The sequence below is a fragment of the Flavobacterium phycosphaerae genome, from assembly GCF_010119235.1.
Lineage (GTDB): Bacteria > Bacteroidota > Bacteroidia > Flavobacteriales > Flavobacteriaceae > Flavobacterium > Flavobacterium phycosphaerae.
The window spans coordinates 1,296,112-1,315,677 of sequence record NZ_JAAATZ010000001.1; the positions used below are offsets into that span (position 1 = coordinate 1,296,112).

Here is a 19,566-nt window from a genome sequence, read left to right on the forward strand (position 1 = left end):
GTAAGTTTATTTGTTTTCAGCTTTGTCTTTGGCAGGTACATAATCCAAGATCAAACGTTGATTTGGGTTAAGGTATTTTTTAGCAGTAGCTCTGATTTCTTCACGAGTGATAGAACGGTACATGTCGATTTCAGTATTGATTAGGTTTACATCGCCATACAATAAGTAGTATGTAGCTAAGTTTTCGGCAACACCTTCAATGTTAGAATTGCTGTCAACGTAGTTGTTTTCGTTGATGTTTTGTAGTTTTTGGAAATCTTTTTCAGAAATCAAGTCGGTTTGTAATTTTACGATTTCTTCGTCGATTTCTTTGATTAAATCATTTGAAGTGAAATCACCTTGCGGCATTCCGTAAAGAATGTACTGACCGTAATCTTCTTGGCTGTAGCTGAACGCTCCGATTTGCAATGCCATTTTCTTATCGTCAACAATTTTCTTGTATAATTTAGAGCTTTTTCCGTCGCTTAAATACGTAGAAATCATGTCTAAGATACGAGCATCACGAGATTTCATAGATGGTGTTCTGTAAGCCGCCACTACCATTGGTTTTTGGATGTTCGGGTCTTCGTAAGTAGCATGAATCGTTTCGGTGATTGGTGCTTCTACAAAAGTTTGTTTTTTCAATTCAACGCCTCTTGGGATTGGTCCGAAATATTTTTCAACCCATCCTTTAGTTTGAGCGATGTCGATTTGACCGGCTACTACTAAAACGGCATTGTTAGGCGAATAGAATTTTTTGTTGAAATCTTGGAACTCTTTTAAAGTTGCAGCATCTAAGTGATCCATAGAACCGATAGTTGCCCAACGGTAAGGGTGTACTTTGAACATGTTTTTCTTTACTTCGGCAATCAATTGACCGTATGGTTGATTGTCAACGCGTAGTCTTTTTTCTTCTTTAACTACTTCGTTTTGGGTATCTACTCCAATTTGGTTGATTACCGGGTGCATTAATCTTTCAGATTCCATCCACAAGCCCAGTTCAGTGTTGTTAGAAGGGAATACTTCAAAATAATACGTTCTGTCTTCTGAAGTGTTGGCATTGTTGGTTCCTCCGTTTGACGTAACGGTTTTCATCCATTCTCCTCTTTTGATGTTTTCGGTTCCTTCGAACAATAAGTGTTCAAAAAAGTGAGCGAAACCTGTTCTTTCCGGATTTTCATCTTTAGAACCTACGTGATACATAACTGAGGTAATTACAACCGGTGCAGACGGGTCATTGTGTAAAATAACATGTAGACCGTTTGGTAAATCGTACTCCTCAAAAGCTACCTTTTGGGCATTAGCTATTCCTCCAAGCATAAGCATTGAACTTAAAGCGATTAGTGATTTTTTCATAAAAAATTGAAATTTTTTCGTTGATTGTTCAGTTAGTTAACTAACCTTAAATTTTGTTACACCAAAGGTATCTTTTTTTCTTTATTTCTATAAAAATATTTCGGTTGGCTAAGGGCTTGATTTTTAAGATAAAACTTTTTTTGCTGAAGACTTGTGTGTGTGATAAATAGTCGTATATTTGCGGACTTAAAAAAATTAACTAAACATTATTGTTATGTACGCAATCGTAGAGATAGCAGGGCAACAATTTAAAGTAAGCAAAGACTTAAAGGTTTATGTTCACCGTTTGGCTAATGAAGAAGGATCAAAAGTTTCTTTTGATAAAGTTCTTTTATTAGACGACAATGGTAACATTACTTTAGGCGCCCCAGCTATAGAAGGTGCTTCAGTAGAAGCCAAAGTGTTACAACACTTAAAAGGAGACAAAGTAATCGTTTTCAAAAAGAAAAGAAGAAAAGGTTACAAGAAAAGAAACGGTCACAGACAGTGTCTTACTCAAATTGTAATTGAAAGTATCAGCGCTACCGGTGGTAAAAAAGCGGCTAAAGCTGAGAAAGCTACAGAACCAAAAGCTGAAAAAGCAGCAGAGCCAAAAGCTCCGAAAGCAAAAAAAGCAGAAACTACAGAAGAATAATTAACATTTAAAAACTAAAACGTCATGGCTCACAAGAAAGGTGTCGGTAGTTCTAAGAATGGTAGAGAATCAGAATCGAAACGTTTAGGCGTTAAGATTTATGGTGGTCAAGCTGCAATTGCTGGTAATATCATCGTTAGACAAAGAGGTTCAAAACACAACCCGGGAGAAAACGTTTACATGGGTAAAGATCATACTTTACATGCAAAGGTTGACGGGATTGTAAAATTCCAGAAAAAAGGAGATAACAAGTCATTTGTTTCTATCCTTCCGTTCGAGGCATAAGAACATACTCTTATCAAAATACAAAACCCGCTCAGTGATGAGCGGGTTTTTTGTTTTGGGGTTTTTTAGATTTTCAATCCTTTGACGAGGTTGTACTCTTGGGAGTCGATGCCGTATTGTGATAAGACCATATCCTTAATTCTTTTGGCTGTAGCGGAGAGTTGTTTGAAGCCGTCTCTTCGGGTGGCGATTAAGGGTTTATAAACGGCCAATTTTTGGGATACATTGTTTGTGGCGTTGGTTGCACTTGATAACAAACTTTGCAGTTTTGAAATTTTTATGCTTTCATTGATTGGGGCATACTCTGGGCCAAAATTGGTTAAGAGTGTTATCATATCACCGAAGTAGACTAGTTGGCTACCAAATGATTTTTCGGAGCGGCTGATGGTGTTTTCTGTGGAGTTTTCGGTGATGGTTATTCTTCTTCCTTGTCCTCTTATTTTTAGTATCAAGGTTTTTATGTCGTGGTATTGCTGGGAAGTGGCTCCTAATCTGGCGCTGATATTGGCGCGTATGGGAGGGAGTAGTTTTGAAATGGAATTGGCTTCTTTTTCGAATAAGCGGCGTCTGTCGAGTGCTGCTTTTGAATAGTCGTGATGTTTTGAGGTGTGTTGTTCCTGCACTACACGCAGTGCATTGGTTTGTGCCTGGAAAGCTGTAGCGGTAAGGGCTTCATCCCCAGGGTCATAACCGGATAGCGTGTTGAGGAATTCAATTAGTTTTTCTCCTTCTGTTAAACGTGAGCTAAATGAAGCTTTTGAGTTTGAATGTTTCATGATTTCTATTTTTTATGAATTAATAATGCAATTGAGAAATCAAGTAGCATGCCAAAAATGTAAGAAACAACCCTCTTAAGATGAATTTAAGAATTGACTATTAGGAGGTTATGGAATAGCAATCGTAATTATAAAGGTAGCGGATGCTTTTACAAAAGTAGCTTCCGTTATTATAAAAGTAGCCGATGAAGTTACGAGGGTAGCAAGTATCATTACAAGAGTAGCCAGTGTTGTTATAAGTGTAGTAAGAGCAGTTATGGGAGTAGCAGGTCTTGTTATAGGAGTAGCAATAGGAGTTACAGGAGTAGCAGGTGTAGTTACAAATTGGCACTCAGCCTTTATGGGTGTTGGGATTGGGGTGGTTTTTTGGGATGAAAAATGCACGGAGTGTAAAACCGTGTTATCGGAGTCGAAATGACAAAGATGGGAACAAAAAACCCTCACAGTGCTGCGAGGGTTTTTTTATTATTTGGGTTCCCGCCTTCGCGGGAATGACAGTTAGTATCTGTAGTACTCAGGTTTGAATGGTCCTTGCACTTCTACACCAATGTAAGCGGCTTGCTCATCATTTAGAGTTTCTAACTCAACGCCTAATTTGGCTAAGTGTAAGGCAGCTACTTTTTCATCTAAATGTTTTGGTAACATATACACTTCGTTTTTGTATGCTGCAGAGTTGGTCCACAATTCGATTTGTGCTAACGTTTGGTTAGTAAATGAATTACTCATTACAAAACTTGGGTGACCTGTAGCACAACCTAAGTTAACCAAACGACCTTCTGCAAGGATGATGATATCTTTTCCTGCGATAGTATATTTATCAACTTGAGGTTTGATTTCTACTTTAGATGCACCATGGTTTTTGTTTAACCAAGCCATATCGATTTCGTTATCAAAGTGACCAATGTTACAAACGATAGTTTTGTCTTTCATTTGCTCGAAGTGGCTACCCATTACGATATCTTTATTTCCTGTGGTGGTGATGATGATATCAGCATTTCCAACAACAGTATTTAATTTTTTCACTTCAAAACCGTCCATAGCAGCTTGTAAAGCACAGATTGGATCGATTTCGGTAACAGTTACGATAGAACCGGCACCACGGAAAGAAGCTGCAGTTCCTTTACCTACGTCACCGTAACCACAAACTACTACTCTTTTACCAGCCAACATTACATCAGTCGCTCTTCTTATAGCATCAACAGCTGATTCTTTACAACCGTATTTGTTATCGAATTTTGATTTAGTAACCGAGTCGTTTACGTTGATAGCCGGCATGAATAAAGTCCCGTTTTTCATTCTTTCGTATAAACGGTGAACTCCGGTTGTAGTTTCTTCTGATAATCCTTTGATGCCAGGGATCAATTCCGGGTAACGGTCGAATACCATATTGGTTAAATCACCACCGTCATCTAATATCATGTTCAATGGTTTTCTGTCTTCGCCAAAGAATAAAGTTTGCTCAATACACCAGTCGAAAGACTCTTCGTCAAGACCTTTCCAAGCGTATACTTGAATTCCGGCAGCAGCGATAGCAGCAGCAGCTTGATCCTGAGTAGAGAAAATGTTACAAGAAGACCAAGTAACTTCGGCTCCTAAAGCAATTAAAGTCTCAATTAAAACGGCCGTTTGGATGGTCATGTGAAGACATCCTGCAATACGCGCTCCTTTTAAAGGTTGGCTTGCTCCATACTCAGCACGAAGTGCCATTAATCCCGGCATTTCGGCTTCTGCCAATTCAATTTCTTTTCTTCCCCAAGCTGCCAAGTTAATGTCTTTAACTTTGTAAGCTACAAAAGGTAATGTTTGTGTACTCATCTATTATGTATATTTGTTTTTTATAATTGTGGCGCAAAATTACAACATAGGATAGAATTAAAAAAACGTTTTTTACTTTTTTATGAATTGTTAAGCCTCTTAAATTTCTGAAAAACAAATAGATAATTTAAAAATTACTCATGCCGCTACTAAGAATCACTGCGTTAAATAGTCATACCCAATTGTTGGTGTGGAAAATAACGGAAACTTTTGAAGCACTTTTTAGTAGTGTTGCCTTAAAGGATGTTTCTTTGGCGCGGTTGGATGGTATGAAGTCGGAGAGTCACCAAAAAGGGTTTTTGGGTGTGAGGCGATTATTAATGGAAGCCGGGTATACCGATTTTGATTTGTACTATGATGAATTCGGGAAGCCACATTTGAAAGATGGAAGGCACATTTCGATATCGCATTCTAATGATTTTTCGGTTATTGTATTGAGTGAAGAAAACATTGGAGCGGATTTGGAAATCTTGAAAGAGAAGACGTTGAAACTCGCGCCGCGATTCATGGATATTTCCCATCTGCATCATTTATCAGAAGAAGACCGCTTGAGAAAAGCCACGGTGGTTTGGGGGATTAAGGAGTCGGTTTTTAAAATTAAAAACGAAGTTGGGATTAGCTTTAAGGATCATATTTTTGAAGACGATTTTAATTTGGAAGACCGGCAATGCGGTGTGTCGTTGCAATTTAATAATACAACAGAACGGTTTGATATTGTTTTTGATTTTATTGAAGACTATGTTTTTGTTTGTGCTTTCGAGAAAAAATAATGAGAAACCTTTATCTGCAAATACTTGAAGCTAAGGCCAGAGGTCAAAAGCTATTAGCGATACTTTTGGATCCTGATAAATTGGCTGTGGATTCGATTTCTGATTTAGCCATAAAAATAAATCAATCGCCGGCGACACATATTTTAGTGGGCGGCAGCTCTTTTGAAGGGAGTCATTTAGCGGAGATTGTTATTTTGTTAAAACAAAAAACGACTTTACCGATACTGTTGTTTCCCGGAAATCCATCACAAATCACGGCAGAAGCCGATGGTATTTTATTTTTACAATTGCTCTCCGGAAGAAACCCTGACTATCTTATTGAGCATCAAATTGACGCGGTGCCTATTTTGGAAAAAACGAACTTAGAAATCATATCTACCGGTTATATTTTAATAGAAAGCGGGAGTGAAACTGCAGTGGAACTGGTAACTCAAACGAAACCCTTAGATCGAAATAATTTTGATTATGTGGCACAAACCGCCAAAGCAGGAGAATATGTCGGAAACAAACTAATTTATCTCGAAGCCGGTAGCGGAGCGCAACAAGCCGTTCCTTTAGCTATGATTGCCAAGGTGGCTGAGCGGATTTCGGTTCCGCTTATTGTAGGTGGTGGTATTCGTTCTAAAGCAGGTGTTGAAGAGGCATTTACTGCTGGTGCTGATATAGTTGTTATAGGGACCGCCTTTGAAAATGACAGTGCTTTTTTTGAAAATGATTGGAGTACCTCCCAAATCCCGAATTCCAAATGTTAGAATTCCTGTTTTCACAATATAAAAACTATCCGACTTATGAAATTGTGTTGGAGGTTACGGCCATCTTATTTGGATTGCTGAGTGTTTGGTTTGCCAAAAAAGACAACCTGTGGGTATTTCCGACGGGGATTATCAATACAGCGATTTATGTGTATTTGCTTTGGAAATGGTCTTTGTTGGGCGATATGATGATTAACTTTTACTATGTGGTGATGAGTATTTACGGATGGTACCATTGGACCCGTAAGAAAGATGATGTAGTAGAGTTCCCAATTTCGCGAATGACTTTGCCGGAAAAGAAATGGTCGCTGGGCATTTTTGTGATAACGATACTTTTTGTAGTGGCAGTTTACACAATTTTTGATAAATTTACCCATTGGACATCTTATGTCGATACGTTGGTTACCGGAATTTTCTTTGTGGGGATGTGGCTCATGGCCAAAAGAAAAATCGAAAACTGGCTGTTGTGGATTATTGGAGATATAATTTCCATCCCGATGTATTATGTCAAAGGTTATTCTTTTACGAGTATCCAATATTTAATTTTTACCCTTATTGCCGTTTTTGGCTATTTAGAATGGAAAAGAATTTTACAACAAAAGACAGTTTAACTATCACACACGGATTTTCAGAGGCTGATTTTGAGCAAATCAAATCGCATGGTATTTCATTAGCTAAAATTGCCGAGGAATTGGCCTTGTTTGAATCGGGGATTCCTAAGATTACTTTGGCTAAACCGGCATTAGTTGATGATGGGATTCTTAAATACAGCATTGCAGAATTTCAACAGTTTGCAGGTTTGTTTGACTCGAAAAAGAGTGATTTAAAACTAAAAAAATTCGTTCCGGCCTCAGGTGCTGCCAGCCGAATGTTCAAATTTTTGAATGAGTTCCTGAATGATTTCGACCACGAAAACGAAACGATTAACGCTTACATCAACCGAAGAAAAGATAAAAACCTGCCGACTTTCCTGGCCGGGATTGAAAAATTCCCATTTTACGAACAGGTTAAATCGAAATTGAAATTGCTTCATGACGATTACTACGAAATGGAAGGGCATGAGAAGAGCTATCATTTTATAAAAATCATGCTGTCGCCAGAGCATTTTGATTTTGCCAACAAACCCAAAGGCGTATTAGATTTTCATAAATACAACGATCATATTGCCACTCCGGTGGAAGAGCATTTGAACGAATGTGCTTTTTATGCGGCTTCTAATTCGGTTTCGCATCTGCACTTTACAGTTTCAGACCACCATGAAGATTTGTTTGAAAAAATTATTAATGAGGTCAAACAAAAGGTAGAGGAAGCTTCCAAAACCACGCTTCATGTCACTTATTCGCATCAGGATAAAAGTACCGATACTATTGCCGTGAATACTAACAATGAGCCTTTTCGCAATGAAAACGGAACATTAGTTTTTCGTCCGGGCGGCCACGGTGCTTTGATAAACAATTTGAATGAACTGGATGCGGATGTTATTTTTATTAAAAACATTGACAATGTCATTCAGGACCATATTCAGGAAATCACCTTGTATAAAAAGGGATTGGCCGGAATTTTGCTGGATTTGCAACAACAGATTTTCGAGATATTAGCAGCGATAGAGCATCAAAAAATCGAAGATATTCATATCGAAAAAATCATTGATTTTATGCAGCAAAAGCTGAATATTGACATTATTGAAGGCTTTTCAAAGTATACACTCGAAAACAAAATCGACTTCATCAAAGAACAACTCAACCGACCAATTCGTGTGTGCGGAATGGTAAAAAATGAAGGTGAACCGGGTGGCGGGCCGTTTTGGGTTCGTGATGCCAAAGGGCATTTGTCATTGCAAATTGTAGAAAGCTCTCAAGTAGACACACACAATCACGAACAGGCTCAAATCTTGGCCGAATCAACGCATTTCAATCCGGTAGATTTAGTTTGTGCTACCAAAAATTATAAAGGCACTAAATTCGATTTAAGCCAATTTATAGATCACAAAACCGGTTTTATCGTTAGCAAAAACAAAAGTGGTAAAGAATTAAAAGCCTATGAATTGCCCGGACTTTGGAATGGCGCCATGGCCAAGTGGATTACGGTTTTTGTAGAAGTACCTTTGGTGACTTTCAATCCGGTAAAAACGGTAAACGACTTATTAAAACCGGCTCACCAACCTCAATAATGGAAACGGATAAAATCATTTCGGAACTGAGTTTTAAAGCCGTCAGGAGTTCCGGCGCGGGCGGTCAAAACGTCAACAAAGTTTCTTCTAAAGTGGTGCTGACTTTTAATTTAACCGCTTCAAAAGCATTGACCGAAGAAGAAAAAGCGTTGCTGATGCATAAATTAGCTACCAAATTATCTTCTGAAAACTTGTTGATTTTAAACTGTGACGAAGACCGAAGCCAACTCAAAAACAAAGAAATCGTTATCAAACGCTTTTTAGCATTGATTAAAACGGCTCTGATTATTCAGAAGAAAAGAAAAGCAACCCGTATTCCGCGGTCGGTGATTGAAAAACGAATTAAAGCCAAGCGCAATCTCTCGGAAATCAAACAGAACAGGCGAAAACCTCAAATTTAAAATTTAACTAGGAACTTTGAACTAAAGAGTTATATCTTTGCACCGTCTCAAAGGGGTGCTCAAATCACGAGCTGAGATTATACCCAATGAACCTGGGCGGGTAATGCTGCCAAGGGAAAAATGACAAAAACGAAGTGCACGTCGTTGTGTTGTCATAGGAACATCAATTTTAATTTTAACAAAGAGTAATTGCCCCTTTTATTCGTAACCTTATTTACGAATGAAAACTTTATTCCATTTACCAAGCACGAAGACAGCACTGTTTGCTTTATGCTTTTTGCCTGCACTTCTCTTTTCACAAGAAAAAGTACAGGACACCACCAAAGTCAATCAACTAGATGAAGTTTTGGTTTCGGCGGTTCGAGTGACCACTAAAACGCCGGTTTCGTTCAGCAATTTGAACAAAGAAGAAATCAAATCGAGAAACCTTGGACAGGACATTCCTATTTTAATGAACTTTATGCCGTCGGTCGTGACTACTTCTGATGCCGGAAACGGTGTGGGCTATACCGGGATTCGTGTTCGTGGCAGCGACGCGACGCGTGTTAACATCACCATCAATGGCATTCCGTATAATGATGCGGAAAGCAGTGGGACCTATTGGGTAAATATGCCCGATTTTGCTTCTTCAGTCGAAAGTTTACAATTGCAGCGTGGCGTAGGAACTTCTACTAATGGTGCCGGTGCTTTTGGAGCGAGTTTGAATATGCTTACCGATTCTTATTCGAAACAAAGTTCAGGAGAGATTTCAAATTCGGGAGGGAGTTTTAATACCCGAAAAAGCACCGTTAAATTCAGTACCGGTTTGCTGAATGATCATTTTGAATTGGCCGGAAGATTATCAAATATTAATTCACACGGTTATATTGACAGAGCTTCTTCTGATTTGAAATCTTATTTTCTGCAAGGAACGTATGTGGGAAAAACGTCCATAATCAAAGCTTTGGTCTTTGGCGGAACCGAAAAAACATACCAATCCTGGAATGGTATTGATGGCGAAACTTTACATACGGACAGAACCTTCAACTCGGCCGGGATGTTTACCGATGAATTTGGTAATACCCGATTTTACAGCAATGAAACCGATAACTATCAGCAAGACCATTTTCAATTGCATTGGAATGAAAAGCTAACTGCGCATTGGAGTACTACTATTGCATTGCATTACACCAAAGGCAAAGGGTATTATGAAAATTATAAAGAAGACGCTGATTTTGCCGACTACGGCTTAACTCCCGTTGCTTCGGAAACCACTACGGATTTGATTCGACAAAAATGGTTAGACAATGATTTTTACGGAACTACTTTTTCGGCCAATTACAAAAAAGACAAACTCGATTTAATTGTTGGAGGCGGTTGGAACAAATATGAAGGCTTGCATTATGGGAAAGTGATTTGGGCAAGGTTTGCTTCAACCGGTGAATTGGGAGATCATTATTATGATGATATTGGTTTGAAAACCGACGGGAATATATTTGTAAAAGCCAATTATCAATTGACTAAACAATGGAGCCTGTTTGGTGATTTGCAATACCGAAATGTGAGCTATAAAATAGCCTCAGGAGCAGTTACTTATGTGAATGACCATTTTAAATTCTTGAATCCTAAAGCCGGTTTGAATTATAGTGCCAATGCTGAAAACACTTTCTATTTTTCTTATGCCAAAGCCAATCGTGAACCAAACCGAACCGATTATGAAGGGGGTAATGCCCAATCGGAAAAACTGGATGACTTTGAATTGGGTTGGCGGTATGATGCAGCGAAGGTCAAAATCAATACCAATATTTATTATATGGCCTATAAAGACCAGTTAATCTTAACCGGAAACTTAGATGATGTCGGGAATCCCATTCGCTCAAACAGTGAAAAAAGTTACCGTTTAGGATTGGAGGTTGATGCTACTTTTGCCCTTTCTGCTAAGTTTATCATTCGTCCAAATTTCACCATTAGCCAAAATAAAAATTTGGATTTAAATGTTTCGGGAGAAAATGTAGGAACTAAAGCGATAGCTTATTCACCGGGGTTAATTGCCGGAAATGTTTTGGTATACAAGCCAATGGCCGGAATGCAAATTTCGTGGTTTTCTAAATTTGTCGGGGAGCAATATATGAACAACATTGAATTGTCTTCGGCTAAACTGCCCGATTATTTTGTAAATGATTTGAATGTGACTTATGAAATTAAACCCAAATCGATTTTTAAATCGGTAGTTTTAACCGGTTTGGTGAATAATATTTTAGACAAACAGTATGTTTCCAATGGGTATATGTGGGATGTTTATCCTTACTACTATCCGCAGGCCGGTATCAACTTCTTGGCCGGATTGACCCTGAAGTTTTAATAAAATCAAAAGCCAGTCGATTATGACTGGCTTTTTTTAATTGTATACTACTAGTGAATTTCCTGAAACCTGTACATTGTATTGTTTCATCGGATATTGCTGTCCGGCACTTTGCCCGGTAAACAATAGGTAGGCTTTATCATCACACACACACTTTGCTTCAACGCCGGTTACTTGCATGGGACTCGAGCAAGAATCGAATGTCTGATTAGGGCAGGCCAAATCAAATGCTACAAAGCCACTCCCGGTATTAAAAATCACAATCCCTCGAGCACCATAAAAAGGAGATACATAGTGACCACTGGCAAAAGTCAATGAACTATATTCAGGCAAACTCAGATTTATTTGCAAATTAATCGGGTAATTCGGGATATTGGGATTGTTGTTGTTGATACTACCGCTTTCACAACCAAAGGCAAAAAGGGTTAAAAACAACAAAGCTAAAATCTTTTTCATGTTCAAATTTATTTGAAATACTATAGGTAAACAAATTTAAATTAATTAACTTTGACAAACGTTAATATGCGTTAACAAAATTTGAAATAAATTAAAATAGTATCTTTGCAAAAAGAAATCCCGTTGCGATGGGATTTTTTCTATTTATATAAAACAGGAAAACATGAGTACAGTATCGTATTATACCGCAGAAGGATTAAAGAAATTGAAAGACGAGTTAGATCAACTTAAAAGTATAGAAAGACCCAAAGCTTCACAAGCTATTGCCGAAGCCAGAGATAAAGGCGACTTATCTGAAAATGCAGAATATGACGCCGCCAAAGAAGCACAAGGGATGTTGGAGATGAGAATTGCCAAAATGGAAGAAGTGTATTCAAATGCAAGATTGATTGATGAATCACAGCTTGATTTATCAAAAGCTTTGGTGCTTTCTAATGTAAAAATTAAGAACCAAGCTAACGGGATGGAAATGAAGTATACTTTGGTAGCCGAAAGCGAAGCAGATTTAAAATCCGGAAAAATATCGGTGAGCTCACCAATCGGAAAAGGATTGTTGGGTAAAAGAGTGGGTGAAGTTGCTGAAATCAGTGTTCCTAACGGAAAATTAAATTTCGAAATATTAGAAATATCCAGAGACTAATCATGGCTAGTATTTTCACTAAAATAATCAATGGAGAAATTCCTTGTTACAAAGTAGCGGAAGACGAAAAATACATCGCTTTTTTAGATGTAAATCCCAACGCGAAAGGCCATACACTTTGTGTTCCGAAACAGGAAATCGATAAGATTTTTGATATGGACGAAACACTTTATTTGGGCTTGATGCAATTCGCAAGAAAAGTGGCCAAAGCCATTGAGAAAACAGTTCCGTGCAAGCGAATAGGAATGGCAGTTATCGGGCTGGAAGTGCCACATACGCATGTACATTTAATTCCGCTTCATGATATGGATGATATGCGTTTTCAGCGCAAAGTTACTTTGACTAAAGAAGATTTTGAAGCTTTAGCCGCTGCTATTGCACAAAATTTATAGTTTACTACAACCTTAAAATAAGTTTCGTTAATTTAGTTAATTAAATTAGTGGAACTTTTTTATTTGATGTTTATGAAAAAAACGCTGCAACTTTTTATTTTATTGTTTTCCAATTTTCTTTTCAGTCAATATGAAATGATTGATAAAAAAATGGATGACATGCCAAAGCAGTATGAAAACAGTATCACAGCCATTGCTGATTACATCAATCAAAATTTCACATCGGAGGAGGACAAAATCAGAGCTGCTTTTTATTGGACAACCAGTACTATAAGTTATGACGTGGCTAGCATGTATAAGCCCAAAATTCAAACTACCGAAGAAAAAATAAACAGCGCTTTAAAAACCAAAAAGGGAGTTTGCATGCACTATGCCGAAGTTTTCAATGCAATAGTCAATCAAATGGGTATGAAATCATATGTGGTTGACGGCTATACCAAACAGTTCGGCAAAATAGCCCGATTGTCCCATTCGTGGAATGTTTGTACTATAAACGGAAAGTGGTATTTGTTTGATCCCACTTGGGGCTCCGGCTATGTGAATGAAGAGGTGTTTTATAAAAAACAGAACGATGCTTATTTTAAACCCAGCGCAGCCGACTTTTTAAAAACACACATGCCCTTTGATTATATGTGGCAGCTCAATGAAAAACCCATTGCCAATGATGATTTTTATAATGATATTACGGAGTCTGTTGACAGCAGCACTTCTTATGATTTTGCGGCCGCCATCAACGAATTTGAAACTTTGTCTGAACCCGACAAAATGAGTAAGCAACTAGAGCGGATGGAAAAAACCGGATTAAAAAATGATTTCATCAAAGAGAAATATAATGCCTTGAAAAGAATTTGGAAGGGTATAAAAACAACAGCAGTATTCCAAAATTACAGTTAATCGTCTCCGAATTTAACCTGGCCAATAAATTGCTGAATGATTTTATTCTTTACCGAAACAGTAGGTTTACACCCATGCTTTCAGATCAAAAAATTAAAGAAAAAGTACAAACTCCTTATGATAAATGGTTGTTTTGTCAACAGGAATTGGCTAAAATTGTTGATGTCAGCAAAGAAAATCTGCTAAATTTCAATTCGCTAAAAAAGGCAGTAGCTTTTGCCCAAAAAAGATTTGATGCCCAATTGAATTTTGTAAACGACTATCTTTCCAAAAGTCCGGCAGAAAGAGCCAAAGCTTTTATGGTAAAACGCAAATAGTTAGTTAGTTGCTTTTTTAAACGAAACCTGCATCGTAGTGCCTTTGCCTATTTCGGAATGCAGTACTTTGATTTTGCCTTTATGGTATTCTTCTACTATTCTTTTGGTCAATGAAAGGCCTAAGCCCCAACCTCTTCTTTTGGTAGTAAAGCCGGGTTCAAAAACGCGCTTGTACTGATTTTTAGGAATCCCTTTTCCGGTATCAGTCACTAAAATTTTTACCAAATGATTATCCTCTTCAATAACAACAGATAACTTTCCTCTACCTTTCATAGCGTCGATAGCATTTTTGACTAAATTCTCCACGGTCCAACTGTGCAAGGCTACATTCAGAGAAACCATAACGGGTTTTTTAGGTGCTTTAAAAGAAAACTCTACTTGTTTTGAAAAGCGCGATCGTAAATAGTCAAAGGATAGTTCCGTTTCTTCCACAATGTTTTTGACTTCCAGTACAGGCTCTGAACCAATTTTTGAAAAACGATCGGTTATGGTTTGTAAACGAGTAATGTCTTTTTCAATTTCATGCACGGTGGTGGCATCCACATTATCGGCTTTCATGATTTCCAGCCAACCAATCAAAGACGATAAAGGAGTTCCGATTTGATGCGCCGTTTCTTTTGCCATTCCGGCCCAAAGCTTATTCTGAGTGGCCATTTTGGTGCTTTTGTAGAAATTATATACTACAGCACCAAACAAGAAGATAATTAATAATAGAGCAACAGGATAATACTTTAGTTTGGTTAGTAAGGAGGAATCGCCATAATACAAACTATGCGCTTTGCCCTCAGCTATCTGCATGATAATAGGTTCATTCTGGTTTTTTAATTTTTGTAAAAATGCCGTTAGTTTAACCTTGTCTTTTAAAATGTCATTATCAATATTAATCGTGTTGATTATCGAATCCTTTTCGGTTACTATAATAGGGATAGTGGCTTCTGTGATAATTTGAAACGGAAGCTCTAAATCAACATTAGCTTCAGGATCGGCACTGTTGATTTTTTTTGAGCCAGCGCCCAATTCTGCATTTTAACGCGTTCCTCATTTTTAAAGATTTGAAAAAAAGAATAAGTATTCCACAATATCAGGCTCACTATGACAAATGAGGCCAAAATGATAATCCAACGGGTAATGTTTCTCTTCTCCGAAAACTGCATGTAGTTTATTTTGGTTTAAAAGTAATGAAAAAATGATAATTGCTAAAGTTCGCTCGGGAATGATGAAAAAAGAAGAATCATTTTCTTGTTTACTAGAGAAAACTTTTGATTGTCTTGGTTTTATAAAAAATAATATTGCTTCAATAGTAAATTTATTATATTTACGAATCAATTCAATTAAAACTATAATTTATGAAAAAATTACTTTACTGGCTTTTCTCTTTTTGGCCGTTTTCTCAAAAGGATACGCTCAACTTTCGGAAGGATTCGAAGGAGCTACTTTTCCACCACCGGGTTGGACAAGCTTTATTGGTGAGAATGGTTTTGGGACTAATGCTAATTGGGATTTAACTACTGATCCAACTTATGTGTCTTCAGGCTCCCAAGCAGCTTATGTAAGCTATGAATCAGGAAGCGGAGGTGTTAACGAAGACTGGTTGGTTACACCACAGTTTACCGTAACAGCCCCTAATGTTTTATTGGCTTTTTATGAATCACAAAACTATTCATTTAATTATGGTACAGAATATACCATAAGAGTATCAACAACTTCGGCTACGGATATTTCTTCGTTTGTCACGATTGATACTAAAACGGAAGACGATTTGCCAGTAGATTTAATGACACAAAGAGCAGTAGATTTAAGTGCTTATCTTGGCCAAACAATCTATGTTGCTTTTGTCATGTCACAAGATGATGGGGATGATTGGGCGATTGATGATGTTTCATTACAAGCAGATGTAGATGCTCCAAATTGTGCCACTATGACTTTTCCTGCCGATGAAGCTACCGGTATAGCCGTTGGACCTGAAGTTACCTTAACATGGGATGCTCCAACTACCGGAGATGCACCGGCCAGCTATGATGTGTTGTTTGGAGACACTTTACCATTAACATCGATTGATAACTTTTACGGGAATTATACCACAACATCGGCAAACATTGTTTTGACGGCTTATGATACCACTAGTTATTGGGCAGTTATTCCTAAAAACTTAGCGGGAGAGGCTATCGGTTGCAGTACCTTCAGTTTTACTACACAATCGCCTTCAGGCTCAGCTTGTACTAGTGCGCCTTATGGGCAATATCCTCTGGATGTTGTTTATACACCTCAAGTTTGTGACGGGGCAACAGAAGAAAATCTGACTGAATTTGCAGATGGTTATGCCGGAGAATATTCATCAATGAATGTGACTAACGGACTTACTTATCAGTTCATAAGTTCAGTGGCTACTGATTATATTACTATCAGTTCTGCTGATGCTTCTATTGTGTACGCTTCAGGAACTACACCGGTTTCTTGGACAGCAAGTTCTGATACCGAAATTCGTTTTTATACACATATAGATAATGCTTGCGGAAGTGAGCAAGAACTTAGAAACCGTTCTATAATTTGCAGCGGGTCTACAGCTACCATTCCTGATTGTGCTGTAATGACATACCCTGCCGATGGGGCTAATGATATTCCTCTTAATCAGGCGGTTACTTTTACATGGGAGCCGGCTCCAACCGGTGATGCTCCTGTTAGCTATGATTTATATGGTGGTGCTGCATTGCCATTAACTTCAGCTGATTTTGTTGCTAATTATACAACTACTTCCGCTGATTTTATTTTTGACACCTATAACACTACTATTTATTGGATGATTGTTGCTAAAAACTTAGCTGGTGAAGCTGTTGGATGTACACCATTTACTTTTACTACGGTAATGTCACCTGGTTATTGTTTAGATGCGCCTAGTGGTGAATATCCATTTGGGGATATTTTCACAAATGACATTTGTGATGGTGCAACAGCACAAGAAATAGTTCCAGATGGTTATGCAGGGGAGTATTCTAGTGTTGCGGTAACCGCTGGGTATACCTATGAATTCAGCAGTTCTATTGCTACCGACTTTATTACCATTAGTGATGTTGACGGTACGGTTTCTTTAGTTTCCGGAATAACTCCGGTTACCTATACAGCTACAGCCGATGAAGTAGTACGTTTCTATACCCATGCTGACGATCAGTGTGCTGCCAATACTGATTTTAGATCAAGATTGGTAATGTGTAGCGGAGCAACCATTTCAGCACCTGACTGTGCTACCATGACTTTTCCGGCAGATGAAGCCATTGATGTACCGGTTAACACACCTGTTACTTTTACATGGGACGCACCAACTACCGGAGACGCTCCTGATAGTTATGATGTTTACGGAGGTATAGCACTGCCGTTAACAGCAGCAGATTTTATTGCTAATTTCACTACAACTTCTGCCGATTTCACTTTAACGACTTTCAATACCACATTCTATTGGATGGTAGTACCTAAAAATTTAGGAGGTGAAGCTACAGGTTGTGCCACCTTTAGTTTTACTACTATGGCCTCTCCGGGTTATTGTTTAGATGCATTTGTTGATCCATGGCCAACAGATACATATACAGTAAATTCATGTGACGGGACAACAGTTGAAGATATTACACCTGATGGTGATGGATATTCAGGAGAGTATTCAAATGTTAACGTTACCGCCGGATTTACCTATGAATTCAGCAGTTCAATAGCTACCGATTGGATTACGCTTAGTACAGATGATGGAGCTACAGCCGCCGCTTATGGGGCTAGTCCATTAACTTGGACAGCAACAGCTGATGGTGTGGTTCGTTTCTATACTCATACAGATGACCAATGCGGAACGGATAATCTGGAAAGATACCGCTCTATAGTATGTCAAGGAGATTTAGCAACGCCAACATTTGGCACCACTAATTTCAAAGTGTATCCAAATCCTGTAAAAGACGTTTTGAATTTATCTTCAGAGAAAAACATTACCAAAGTTCAAGTCACCAACCTTTTAGGTCAAGTGATATTGACTAAATCACTAAATGCCACTCAAGGGCAGATAGATGTTGCTAATTTAGCTTCAGGAACTTACATGGTTAAAGTCACTTCAGATGATTTAGTAAAAACAATTAAAGTAATCAAAGAATAATTAATTCACATTTGATAGAAGAAGAAAGTCCTGCTTATGCGGGACTTTTTTTAACTTATTTGTTTAAATTTAGGCTTCAGAATACAACAGTTATTTAGCTATTTTTACCAAAACAAAAAACAATGCTCAGCTTCGAACCCCATACCCTTTCCCCCGCACAATTACAAGGCTACCTGCAAAGCGCCGTAGCACCAAGACCTATTGCTTTTGCCAGCACGATGGATGAAAACGGCAAGCCCAATTTGTCCCCTTTTAGTTTTTTTAACGTTTTTAGTTCCAATCCGCCCATACTGGTTTTTTCTCCGGCCAGACGTGTCAGAAACAATACCACCAAACACACGCTTGAAAACTGCCAAGCAACCAAACAAGTGGTAATTAATGTGGTGAATTATGACATAGTGCAACAAGCCTCATTATCGAGCACTGAATATCCTGATGGGGTAAACGAGTTTTTAAAATCAGGCTTAACCATGTTGCCATCGGATATGGTAAAACCCTATCGCGTGGCCGAAAGTCCGGTGCAACTGGAATGCAAAGTCAACGAAATTATTGCTTTAGGAAATCAAGGAGGTGCGGGTAACTTAATCATTTGTGAAGTACTCAAAATTCACATTCATGAAACCATTTTGGACGAAAAAGGAGCGATAGACCAAAGCAAGATTGATTTGGTTTCCCGTTTAGGAGGTAATTGGTATTCTCGTTCCAATCAAGGACTGTTTGAAGTCGAAAAACCGCTGTCCACATTGGGCATTGGAGTAGATATGATTCCCGATTTTATCAAGAAAAGTCCCGTTTTTGATGGGAATGATTTAGGTAAATTAGGAAATGTGGAAGCCTTGCCAACACAAGAAGAAATTACTATATTTGTACAACAAAATTTTGCTGTAAAAGGTGTTTTAAGTTCAGACGATGAACAAAAAATACACCAAAAAGCAAAAGAATATTTGAATACTAACGAAGTACTATCTGCCTGGAAAGTACTTTTAGCAAAACAATAATTATGGAAGTTACCGGAAAAATTAAAGTGATTAATCCTGAGCAACAAGTAAGTGCCAGTTTTAGAAAAAGAGAATTAGTTGTGGCTACAGAAGAGCAATACCCACAGTTTATCAGCATCAATTTTGTACAAGATAAATGTGATTTGTTAAACAACTATAATGCAGGTGAAGCGGTAAAAGTTTCTATTAACCTGAGAGGAAGAGAATGGGTAAATCCACAAGGAGAAACCAAATATTTTAACGATATTCAAGGTTGGAGAATCGAAAAACTTCAAGCAGAAGCACCAGCTGCTCCTGGAATGGCTCCAATGCCACCGGCAGAAGCTTTTGCACCGGCAACCAACTTTAACGAAGAAGAGCACGACGATTTGCCTTTCTAGTAAATAGAATTAGAAAAAGAATAAAGAGTCAGAAGTTAGAATTGTTTTCTAGTTTCTGACTTTTTTGCTAAATCAATCTTC

The 19,566-nt window shown here is 38.1% G+C and carries 20 protein-coding genes and 1 pseudogene; 15 read left to right on the forward strand and 6 right to left on the reverse strand.

Going from position 1 to position 19,566, the window contains the following annotated elements; all coding sequences use genetic code 11:
• Nucleotides 1-6 precede the first annotated feature (6 nt).
• Complete coding sequence (locus GUU89_RS05765; RefSeq protein WP_162127033.1) at nt 7-1,335, reverse strand: M16 family metallopeptidase; 1,329 nt, start codon at nt 1,333-1,335, stop codon at nt 7-9.
• A gap of 214 nt (nt 1,336-1,549) precedes the next feature.
• Between GUU89_RS05765 and rplU the strand changes: the two genes are divergently transcribed.
• Complete coding sequence (gene rplU, locus GUU89_RS05770; protein WP_162127034.1) at nt 1,550-1,969, forward strand: 50S ribosomal protein L21; 420 nt, start codon at nt 1,550-1,552, stop codon at nt 1,967-1,969.
• Between the two features lie 24 nt (nt 1,970-1,993).
• A complete protein-coding gene (rpmA, locus tag GUU89_RS05775; protein ID WP_131474614.1) occupies nt 1,994-2,254 on the forward strand; it encodes a 50S ribosomal protein L27 in 261 nt (86 codons plus the stop codon).
• 65 nt (nt 2,255-2,319) lie between these two features.
• On the opposite strand, the gene GUU89_RS05780 is transcribed toward rpmA, so the two are convergent.
• From GUU89_RS05780 to ahcY, 3 genes are all read right to left on the reverse strand, one after another.
• The gene (locus tag GUU89_RS05780; protein WP_162127035.1) at nt 2,320-3,030 is read right to left on the reverse strand and encodes a hypothetical protein; all 711 of its coding nucleotides are present in this window, start codon (nt 3,028-3,030) and stop codon (nt 2,320-2,322) included.
• A gap of 108 nt (nt 3,031-3,138) precedes the next feature.
• Nucleotides 3,139-3,414: a hypothetical protein gene (locus GUU89_RS05785; protein WP_162127036.1), complete on the reverse strand. Its 276-nt coding sequence runs from the start codon at nt 3,412-3,414 to the stop codon at nt 3,139-3,141.
• A 114-nt stretch (nt 3,415-3,528) separates the two neighbouring features.
• The gene (gene ahcY, locus GUU89_RS05790) at nt 3,529-4,845 is read right to left on the reverse strand and encodes an adenosylhomocysteinase (protein ID WP_162127037.1); all 1,317 of its coding nucleotides are present in this window, start codon (nt 4,843-4,845) and stop codon (nt 3,529-3,531) included.
• 140 nt (nt 4,846-4,985) lie between these two features.
• On the opposite strand from ahcY, the gene GUU89_RS05795 reads away from it, so the two are divergent.
• From GUU89_RS05795 to GUU89_RS05820, 6 genes are all read left to right on the forward strand, one after another.
• Nucleotides 4,986-5,615: a 4'-phosphopantetheinyl transferase family protein gene (locus GUU89_RS05795; protein ID WP_162127038.1), complete on the forward strand. Its 630-nt coding sequence runs from the start codon at nt 4,986-4,988 to the stop codon at nt 5,613-5,615.
• A complete protein-coding gene (locus GUU89_RS05800) occupies nt 5,615-6,367 on the forward strand; it encodes a geranylgeranylglyceryl/heptaprenylglyceryl phosphate synthase (protein WP_162127039.1) in 753 nt (250 codons plus the stop codon). The genes GUU89_RS05795 and GUU89_RS05800 overlap by 1 nt, the downstream gene beginning before the upstream one ends.
• Nucleotides 6,361-6,978, forward strand: a complete 618-nt coding sequence (gene pnuC, locus GUU89_RS05805; protein ID WP_162127040.1) for a nicotinamide riboside transporter PnuC — start codon at nt 6,361-6,363, stop codon at nt 6,976-6,978. Before GUU89_RS05800 ends, pnuC begins: the two co-directional genes overlap by 7 nt.
• Entirely contained in the window at nt 6,945-8,537 is a 1,593-nt protein-coding gene (locus tag GUU89_RS05810) for a DUF4301 family protein (RefSeq protein ID WP_162127041.1), read from the forward strand. The genes pnuC and GUU89_RS05810 overlap by 34 nt, the downstream gene beginning before the upstream one ends.
• Nucleotides 8,537-8,938 carry an alternative ribosome rescue aminoacyl-tRNA hydrolase ArfB gene (gene arfB / locus GUU89_RS05815; protein WP_162127042.1) on the forward strand — a complete coding sequence of 134 codons (402 nt, stop codon included), beginning with the start codon at nt 8,537-8,539 and terminating at the stop codon, nt 8,936-8,938. Before GUU89_RS05810 ends, arfB begins: the two co-directional genes overlap by 1 nt.
• A gap of 220 nt (nt 8,939-9,158) precedes the next feature.
• Complete coding sequence (locus tag GUU89_RS05820) at nt 9,159-11,279, forward strand: TonB-dependent receptor (RefSeq protein WP_162127043.1); 2,121 nt, start codon at nt 9,159-9,161, stop codon at nt 11,277-11,279.
• A gap of 36 nt (nt 11,280-11,315) precedes the next feature.
• Here GUU89_RS05820 and GUU89_RS05825 read toward each other — a convergent pair whose 3' ends face one another.
• Nucleotides 11,316-11,735 (reverse strand): hypothetical protein, encoded by a 420-nt coding sequence (locus GUU89_RS05825; protein WP_162127044.1) that lies wholly within the window; start codon nt 11,733-11,735, stop codon nt 11,316-11,318.
• 163 nt (nt 11,736-11,898) lie between these two features.
• Here GUU89_RS05825 and greA point away from each other — a divergent pair, with 163 nt between their 5' ends.
• From greA to GUU89_RS05845, 4 genes are all read left to right on the forward strand, one after another.
• Nucleotides 11,899-12,375, forward strand: a complete 477-nt coding sequence (greA, locus tag GUU89_RS05830; protein ID WP_162127045.1) for a transcription elongation factor GreA — start codon at nt 11,899-11,901, stop codon at nt 12,373-12,375.
• A gap of 2 nt (nt 12,376-12,377) precedes the next feature.
• Nucleotides 12,378-12,767 carry an HIT family protein gene (locus tag GUU89_RS05835; RefSeq protein WP_162127046.1) on the forward strand — a complete coding sequence of 130 codons (390 nt, stop codon included), beginning with the start codon at nt 12,378-12,380 and terminating at the stop codon, nt 12,765-12,767.
• 72 nt (nt 12,768-12,839) lie between these two features.
• Nucleotides 12,840-13,661, forward strand: a complete 822-nt coding sequence (locus tag GUU89_RS05840) for a transglutaminase domain-containing protein (protein ID WP_162127047.1) — start codon at nt 12,840-12,842, stop codon at nt 13,659-13,661.
• Nucleotides 13,616-13,978 carry a hypothetical protein gene (locus GUU89_RS05845; RefSeq protein WP_162127048.1) on the forward strand — a complete coding sequence of 121 codons (363 nt, stop codon included), beginning with the start codon at nt 13,616-13,618 and terminating at the stop codon, nt 13,976-13,978. The genes GUU89_RS05840 and GUU89_RS05845 overlap by 46 nt, the downstream gene beginning before the upstream one ends.
• Here GUU89_RS05845 and GUU89_RS05850 read toward each other — a convergent pair.
• Nucleotides 13,979-15,132 (reverse strand): annotated as a pseudogene (locus GUU89_RS05850) (sensor histidine kinase).
• Nucleotides 15,133-15,164: 32 nt separating this feature from the next.
• Between GUU89_RS05850 and GUU89_RS05855 the strand changes: the two are divergent.
• From GUU89_RS05855 to GUU89_RS05865, 3 genes are all read left to right on the forward strand, one after another.
• Nucleotides 15,165-18,107, forward strand: a complete 2,943-nt coding sequence (locus tag GUU89_RS05855; protein ID WP_162127049.1) for a T9SS-dependent choice-of-anchor J family protein — start codon at nt 15,165-15,167, stop codon at nt 18,105-18,107.
• Between the two features lie 122 nt (nt 18,108-18,229).
• The gene (locus tag GUU89_RS05860; protein ID WP_162127050.1) at nt 18,230-19,105 is read left to right on the forward strand and encodes a flavin reductase family protein; all 876 of its coding nucleotides are present in this window, start codon (nt 18,230-18,232) and stop codon (nt 19,103-19,105) included.
• 2 nt (nt 19,106-19,107) lie between these two features.
• The gene (locus GUU89_RS05865; RefSeq protein WP_162127051.1) at nt 19,108-19,485 is read left to right on the forward strand and encodes a DUF3127 domain-containing protein; all 378 of its coding nucleotides are present in this window, start codon (nt 19,108-19,110) and stop codon (nt 19,483-19,485) included.
• Nucleotides 19,486-19,566: the final 81 nt, after the last annotated feature.

What these genes read in the sequence shown, in the direction of transcription:
- GUU89_RS05765 (WP_162127033.1), bottom strand. Translation starts at nt 1,335, where the DNA reads ATGAAAAAATCACTAATCGCTTTAAGTTCAATGCTTATGCTTGGAGGA.
- GUU89_RS05865 (WP_162127051.1), top strand. Translation starts at nt 19,108, where the DNA reads ATGGAAGTTACCGGAAAAATTAAAGTGATTAATCCTGAGCAACAAGTA.
- ahcY (WP_162127037.1), bottom strand. Translation starts at nt 4,845, where the DNA reads ATGAGTACACAAACATTACCTTTTGTAGCTTACAAAGTTAAAGACATT.
- GUU89_RS05820 (WP_162127043.1), top strand. Translation starts at nt 9,159, where the DNA reads ATGAAAACTTTATTCCATTTACCAAGCACGAAGACAGCACTGTTTGCT.
- GUU89_RS05810 (WP_162127041.1), top strand. Translation starts at nt 6,945, where the DNA reads ATGGAAAAGAATTTTACAACAAAAGACAGTTTAACTATCACACACGGA.
- pnuC (WP_162127040.1), top strand. Translation starts at nt 6,361, where the DNA reads ATGTTAGAATTCCTGTTTTCACAATATAAAAACTATCCGACTTATGAA.
- GUU89_RS05800 (WP_162127039.1), top strand. Translation starts at nt 5,615, where the DNA reads ATGAGAAACCTTTATCTGCAAATACTTGAAGCTAAGGCCAGAGGTCAA.
- GUU89_RS05780 (WP_162127035.1), bottom strand. Translation starts at nt 3,030, where the DNA reads ATGAAACATTCAAACTCAAAAGCTTCATTTAGCTCACGTTTAACAGAA.
- GUU89_RS05835 (WP_162127046.1), top strand. Translation starts at nt 12,378, where the DNA reads ATGGCTAGTATTTTCACTAAAATAATCAATGGAGAAATTCCTTGTTAC.
- GUU89_RS05840 (WP_162127047.1), top strand. Translation starts at nt 12,840, where the DNA reads ATGAAAAAAACGCTGCAACTTTTTATTTTATTGTTTTCCAATTTTCTT.
- GUU89_RS05855 (WP_162127049.1), top strand. Translation starts at nt 15,165, where the DNA reads ATGATAATTGCTAAAGTTCGCTCGGGAATGATGAAAAAAGAAGAATCA.
- GUU89_RS05825 (WP_162127044.1), bottom strand. Translation starts at nt 11,735, where the DNA reads ATGAAAAAGATTTTAGCTTTGTTGTTTTTAACCCTTTTTGCCTTTGGT.
- GUU89_RS05860 (WP_162127050.1), top strand. Translation starts at nt 18,230, where the DNA reads ATGCTCAGCTTCGAACCCCATACCCTTTCCCCCGCACAATTACAAGGC.
- arfB (WP_162127042.1), top strand. Translation starts at nt 8,537, where the DNA reads ATGGAAACGGATAAAATCATTTCGGAACTGAGTTTTAAAGCCGTCAGG.
- GUU89_RS05795 (WP_162127038.1), top strand. Translation starts at nt 4,986, where the DNA reads ATGCCGCTACTAAGAATCACTGCGTTAAATAGTCATACCCAATTGTTG.
- rpmA (WP_131474614.1), top strand. Translation starts at nt 1,994, where the DNA reads ATGGCTCACAAGAAAGGTGTCGGTAGTTCTAAGAATGGTAGAGAATCA.
- greA (WP_162127045.1), top strand. Translation starts at nt 11,899, where the DNA reads ATGAGTACAGTATCGTATTATACCGCAGAAGGATTAAAGAAATTGAAA.
- rplU (WP_162127034.1), top strand. Translation starts at nt 1,550, where the DNA reads ATGTACGCAATCGTAGAGATAGCAGGGCAACAATTTAAAGTAAGCAAA.